At 39.6% G+C, this 5,962-nt stretch carries 4 protein-coding genes and 1 pseudogene; 3 read left to right on the forward strand and 2 right to left on the reverse strand.

Translation table 11 applies throughout. The features are described from left to right. Window positions 1–193, reverse strand: a pseudogene (locus PN470_RS03805) (hypothetical protein); the annotation flags it as partial. A gap of 360 nt (window positions 194–553) precedes the next feature. Between PN470_RS03805 and thrC the strand changes: the two are divergent. Together thrC and PN470_RS03815 are read left to right on the forward strand one after the other, a co-directional pair. Beyond that, entirely contained in the window at window positions 554–1,858 is a 1,305-nt protein-coding gene (gene thrC, locus PN470_RS03810; RefSeq protein ID WP_103111635.1) for a threonine synthase, read from the forward strand. 106 nt (window positions 1,859–1,964) lie between these two features. Further along, on the forward strand, window positions 1,965–2,240 hold the full coding sequence (locus PN470_RS03815) for a MoaD/ThiS family protein (protein ID WP_002750865.1): 276 nt from the start codon (window positions 1,965–1,967) through the stop codon (window positions 2,238–2,240). A 170-nt stretch (window positions 2,241–2,410) separates the two neighbouring features. Here PN470_RS03815 and PN470_RS03820 read toward each other — a convergent pair whose 3' ends face one another. Further along, on the reverse strand, window positions 2,411–2,878 hold the full coding sequence (locus tag PN470_RS03820; RefSeq protein ID WP_271934840.1) for a DUF29 domain-containing protein: 468 nt from the start codon (window positions 2,876–2,878) through the stop codon (window positions 2,411–2,413). 210 nt (window positions 2,879–3,088) lie between these two features. Here PN470_RS03820 and PN470_RS03825 point away from each other — a divergent pair, with 210 nt between their 5' ends. Continuing rightward, on the forward strand, window positions 3,089–5,842 hold the full coding sequence (locus tag PN470_RS03825) for a DNA methyltransferase (protein ID WP_271934838.1): 2,754 nt from the start codon (window positions 3,089–3,091) through the stop codon (window positions 5,840–5,842). Window positions 5,843–5,962 lie beyond the last annotated feature (120 nt).

The following is a 5,962-nucleotide window of genomic DNA, read 5'->3' on the forward strand; positions in this document are numbered from 1 at the left end:
GGGTGTGGGGTGTGGGGTGATGGGGAAGTGGGGTGTGGGGTGTGGGGTGTAGGGTGTGGGGAAAAGGAAGAATAAATAAAAATAATCTCCTGACTCCTGCCTCCTGACTCGGAGTCTCCTGCTGAAAATAGTCAATTTTATTGGGCAGCCTAGAAAAATTATTATTTCTCAACAAAATCACATAATTTGTCACTTTTCTTGACAATCATCCTGAGTAAAGCGAGAAACTTTCTGGCAACCGCAGTTAATCGCCCCCTGTTTAAGCTATTTAAAGGAAAATTAGGGTTTATTTCGATAAAATTCGCAGTAAATAGGCTATAGCCTCCTAAAACACTTAAATTCCTTCTCCTAGTCCTTTTTTTGACCTAAAACTACCCCGAAGTTTCCTGACACGGCAGCCGAACTCTCTCCCCTTAACCCTTGCTGCTCCCCAGAATATCACCTATTTTGGTATAAATTTATACCCGACTATTTTTGTCGGGTATATTTGACACCAAGATTTTGCCGGTGATAGGATGTGTGTAGATTCAGTTGACGGCAAGACAGGAAAATCATGACCCTAGCGACAAACATCAAAACCTCAAAATTCATCCCCACCTTTACCCGCTTGGTTTCTAAGGAAGGAGGGACCTCCTACCCCCTGAAAGCGCTGAATATCTGCGAAGAAACCTTTGCCCCCCTAGAAGTGGACTACGATTACGACCTCATCCGTCGTACCGTTACCAGAGAAAGCATTCAAGCAGGTCCCAATTCCATCTGGCGCTATCGTTCCTTTTTGCCGGTGGAAAGTGAAAATCCTATCGATGTGGGTACGGGTATGACTCCCCTAGTTAAATCCCACCGTTTAGCTCGGCGCTTGGGTCTAAAAAATCTCTACATTAAAAATGATGCCGTCAATATGCCCACTCTCAGCTTCAAAGATAGAGTGGTATCCGTCGCCCTTACCCGGGCCAAAGAATTAGGTTTTACTACCGTTTCCTGTGCTAGTACGGGAAATCTCGCCAATTCTACCGCCGCTATTGCTGCTCACGCCGGTTTAGACTGTTGTGTTTTCATTCCCTCCGATTTAGAAGCGGGCAAAATTCTCGGCACCCTAATCTATAATCCCACGGTAATGGCAGTTAAAGGCAACTACGATCAAGTTAACCGTCTCTGTTCAGAAGTGGGCAATACCTACGGTTGGGGTTTTGTCAACATCAATCTGCGTCCCTACTATTCCGAAGGTTCCAAAACTTTAGGCTTTGAGGTGGCTGAACAATTAGGCTGGAAACTCCCCGATCATATTGTCGCACCTTTAGCCAGTGGTTCCCTCTTTACCAAGATTTATAAAGGCTTCCAAGAATTCGTCAAAGTCGGTTTGGTGGCAGATAAAGCAGTGCGTTTTAGTGGCGCTCAAGCGGAGGGTTGTTCCCCCATTGCCCAAGCTTTCAAGGAAGGACGGGATTTTGTCGCCCCAGTTAAACCCAATACTATCGCCAAATCGATCGCTATTGGTAATCCCGCCGATGGTGTTTATGCCCTTGATATTGCCCGTAAAACTGGCGGTAATATTGAATCCGTCACCGATGCCGAAATTATCGAAGGTATTAAACTTTTGGCAGAAACGGAAGGCATTTTCACGGAAACCGCAGGCGGTACAACCATCGCCGTCTTGAAAAAATTAGTAGAAGCGGGTAAAATCGACCCCGAAGAAACCACGGTCGTTTATATCACCGGTAATGGTCTAAAAACCCAAGAAGCGGTACAGGGTTATATCGGTGAACCCCTGTTAATCGAACCGAAATTAGAAAGCTTTGAACGGGCCCTGGAACGTTCCCGCACCCTCGAACGCCTCGAATGGCAACAGGTTTTCGTCTAGAATTGATGTTCGGGGATGATGGGGCGATTATCCCCTTGCCTCATCTCCACAAGCAATTTAAATTTGCGCGCAGCTTACTGTCCTTTCCACTTTTTCCTTGATATCTATGGCCGTAAAAGTTCTCATTCCTACTCCCCTGCAAAAATTTACAGAAAATAAGGCTACCATCGAGTGTAGTGCTAGTAGTGTCGGTGGTTTAATCGAATCCTTAGAAGCAAGTTTCCCCGGTATTAAAGCCCGCTTATGCGATGAAGAGGGCGCACCCCGGCGCTTTTTAAATTTCTACGTCAACAGTGAAGATATTCGCTTCCTCGATGGGACAAAAACCCCCTTAAAAGATGGCGATGAAGTCAGTATCGTTCCTGCGGTGGCTGGAGGTTAACCTCCCCATAAGTTTGTTTTCCGTCAATTTTAATTAAACCCCTAGAAAGTGATGTTTTCTGGGGGCTTTTGTTTAGGTAAGTTTTAGTTAGGGTTGGCAGAAAAACCTAATCTTTGTGTCCTTTGTGCCTTTGTGGTTGTTCATATTATTATAAGCTGAGACACATTTGGTCAATTGCCATAGAAGTTCTCATCTAAGATTTGCTCTGGCAAGAAAGGACAAATTTTAGGATAATCATTTTCTGGGGGAATCCGAACACCAAATTGAGGGAGTTTCCCTTCCTTAATTGCCACTTGACGAGCATCTGGATAAGCTTCCTCGATAGCAGTTTCTAGATAGGATTTCAGGGAAGGTGTATTGCGTAAGTTTTTCTCAATTCGCTGGCGATGCTCAATAATAGAACAATACCAGCTATCCTTCATTGATGGCGGTGCGTCGTGCTGTACTTTTAATTTGAGCAAATGAGCTAAAAGAATCATCAAATTACTTTCTAAAGTTCTTTTTTCCGATTTTCCCAACTCGGTTAACTCCTCAATTAAGTTATCAGTATCCAGCGCAGCAAATTCCCGCTTCTGTAGGTGGCTAATTGTTGTTGCGAGCCATACTTGAAAATCTTGTTCGTAGAGAGTTTTGGACATAGCGATAAGTTGTTCCTTCGAGTCAATAACTAGATTGGTAACTAAGCGGCTACAATTCTCAAGGCGTTACTAATTTCTAGCTTCCCTTGTAGTTTACCAAAAAATCACCTAAAATGGAAACTATCTGTATCCCTTGCTGACTGCATCTGGCTCCCTACACCATTTTCTAGTATCTTTGAGCAAACCCGCGAAAGATAAGGAGTTAAAACTATGCCTTTAAGTTGGAATGAAATAAAAAATCGCGCCATCGCTTTTCAAAAAGAGTGGGAAGGAGAGACTTCAGAAAAAGCAGAATCTCAATCTTTTTGGAATGATTTTTTTAATGTCTTTGGCATTTCACGGCGTAGGGTAGCTAGTTTTGAGCAACCGATAAAAAAAGCAGATAATAAACAGGGTTTTATTGATTTACTCTGGAAAGGAACGATTTTAGTTGAGCATAAATCGAAGGGAAAAGATTTAGAAAAAGCCACACAACAGGCTAAGGATTATTTTCCCAATTTAAAGGAACATGAGTTACCGCGTTATATTTTAGTATCGGATTTTCAACGGTTTAAATTATATGATTTAGATTCGGGCAATCAATGGGAATTTGAATTAAGTAATTTTGTTGATAACGTTCATTTATTTGATTTTATTGCTGGTTACGAAAAGCGAGTTTATAAAGACGAAGATCCCGTCAATATTCAAGCTGCCGAGTTAATGGGAAAACTTCATGATTGCCTCAAAGAAATTGGTTATATGGGGCATAATTTAGAAGTTTATCTAGTGCGTTTATTATTTTGTTTATTTGCCGATGATACGGGTATTTTTAATAAGGGGATTTTCTGGGAATATATCGATCTACATACCAAAGAAGATGGCAGTGATTTGGCGATGCACATCGCTTATATTTTTCAGGTTTTGAATACACCAGAAGAAAAAAGATTAAAAAATCTCGATGAGAATTTAACTCAATTTCCCTACATAAATGGCAAGTTATTTGAGGAGTCATTACCCTTAGCGGCTTTTGATAGCAAGATGAGAGTCATGTTATTAGAAGCTTGTGCTTTTGATTGGGGAAAAATTTCCCCTGCTATTTTTGGCTCTATGTTTCAAGCGGTAATGAATCCAAAAGAGCGACGTAATTTAGGGGCGCATTATACCTCCGAGAAAAATATTCAAAAGGTGATTAAACCATTATTTTTAGATGATTTACACAGAGAATTTGAGAAGGTTAAAGGCAATCGCAATAAATTACTAGAATTTCAGAAAAAGATTGCTAATTTATATTTTCTTGATCCTGCCTGTGGTTGCGGCAACTTTTTAATTATTACCTATCGAGAGTTACGAGATTTAGAGATTTTGGTATTACAGGAGTTAGATAAAACGGGGCAGTTAGTAACAGATATTAGTACCATTATTCAGGTAGATGTCAATCAGTTTGCTGGTATTGAATACGATGAGTTTGCGGTGAGGGTGGCAGAGGTGGCAATGTGGTTAATTGATCATCAGATGAATATTAAAGTTAGTAATACTTTTGGTCAATATTTTGTGCGTTTGCCATTAAAGAAAGCGGCAAAGATTGTTAATGGAAATGCCTTGCGGATTGATTGGGAGGAAGTTATATCAAAAGAGAAGCTCAATTTTATTTTAGGAAATCCTCCTTTTGTTGGTTCTAAGATGATGACCGAAGCTCAGAGAGAAGATTTATTAACACTGTTTAAAGATGCCAAAGGAGCGGGAGTAATGGATTATGTTTCAGCTTGGTATATTAAGGCTGCAAAATTGATTCAACATTCTAATATTAAAGTTGCTTTTGTCAGTACAAATTCTATTTCTCAGGGGGAACAGGTCGGTATTCTTTGGAATGTTTTGTTTGGTTTATATCATATTAAAATTCATTTTGCACACCGAACTTTTAAATGGTCAAATGAAGCCAGAAAAAATGCGGCTGTCTATTGTGTAATTATCGGCTTTGCAAATTTTGATATTTCAGAAAAACGTTTGTTTGAATATGAAGACATTAAAAGTGAGCCACTGGAAATAAAAGCTAAAAATATTAATCCTTATCTTGTGAATGGTAATGATACAACTATTATTAGAAGAAGACAGCCTTTGTCTGATGTGCCAGAAATTGGAATTGGAAACAAACCGATTGATGGCGGATATTATTTATTTACAACAGCAGAAAAAGAAGAGTTTATTAGAATTGAGCCTAAGTCAGAAAAATTGTTCAAAAAATGGTTAGGTTCCGATGAATTTATTAATAATTATGAAAGATGGTGTTTGTGGCTGGGTGATTGTCAACCTAATGAATTAAAACAAATGCCTCATGTTTTACAACGAATAGAATCAGTTAAAAAAGTTAGATTAGAAAGTAAAAGTATCCCAACACAAAAATTAGCATCTACTCCAACTCGTTTTCATGTCGAAAATATTCCCACATCAGAATATTTGATTATTCCCAAAGTTTCTAGTGAAAGACGTAAATATATTCCCATTGGTTTTCTTGATTCAGATACTTTATCTAGTGACTTATTGTTTGTTATTCTAAATGCAACTTTTTTTCATTTCGGTATTCTTACTTCAGCAATGCACATGGCATGGGTTAAATATGTGTGTGGCAGATTAAAAAGCGATTATCGCTACTCAAAAGATATTGTTTATAATAACTACCCCTTTCCAGAAAATATCACCGACAAACAAAAACAAACCGTTGAAACTTGCGCTCAAACTGTGCTAGATACAAGGGTAAAATATCCCGATAGTAGCCTTGCGGATTTATACGATCCTTTAACTATGCCTCCCGACTTGCTCAAAGCTCACCAAAAACTTGACAAAGCTGTTGATTTGTGTTATCGTCCCCAACCTTTCACCAGTGAATTAAACCGTATTGAATACCTTTTTGAACTCTATGAAAAATTAACCGCTCCCCTACTCCCTACCAGCAAACAAAAACCCCCGAAAAGAAAAAATCCTCAATAACGAAGGCAAAAGGCAACAGGCAAAAGGCAACAGGCAACAGGCAAAAGGCAAAAGGCAAAAGGAGATTATTTTTATTTATTCTCCCCATCACCCCACACCCCACACCCCACACCCCACACC

This window comes from Microcystis sp. CS-574, from assembly GCF_028329095.1.
GTDB classification, from domain to species: Bacteria; Cyanobacteriota; Cyanobacteriia; order Cyanobacteriales; family Microcystaceae; genus Microcystis; species Microcystis ichthyoblabe_A.

Coding starts and splice junctions, on each gene's coding strand:
- thrC (WP_103111635.1), top strand. CDS start 554: ATGACCCTAGCGACAAACATCAAAACCTCAAAATTCATCCCCACCTTT.
- PN470_RS03815 (WP_002750865.1), top strand. CDS start 1,965: ATGGCCGTAAAAGTTCTCATTCCTACTCCCCTGCAAAAATTTACAGAA.
- PN470_RS03820 (WP_271934840.1), bottom strand. CDS start 2,878: ATGTCCAAAACTCTCTACGAACAAGATTTTCAAGTATGGCTCGCAACA.
- PN470_RS03825 (WP_271934838.1), top strand. CDS start 3,089: ATGCCTTTAAGTTGGAATGAAATAAAAAATCGCGCCATCGCTTTTCAA.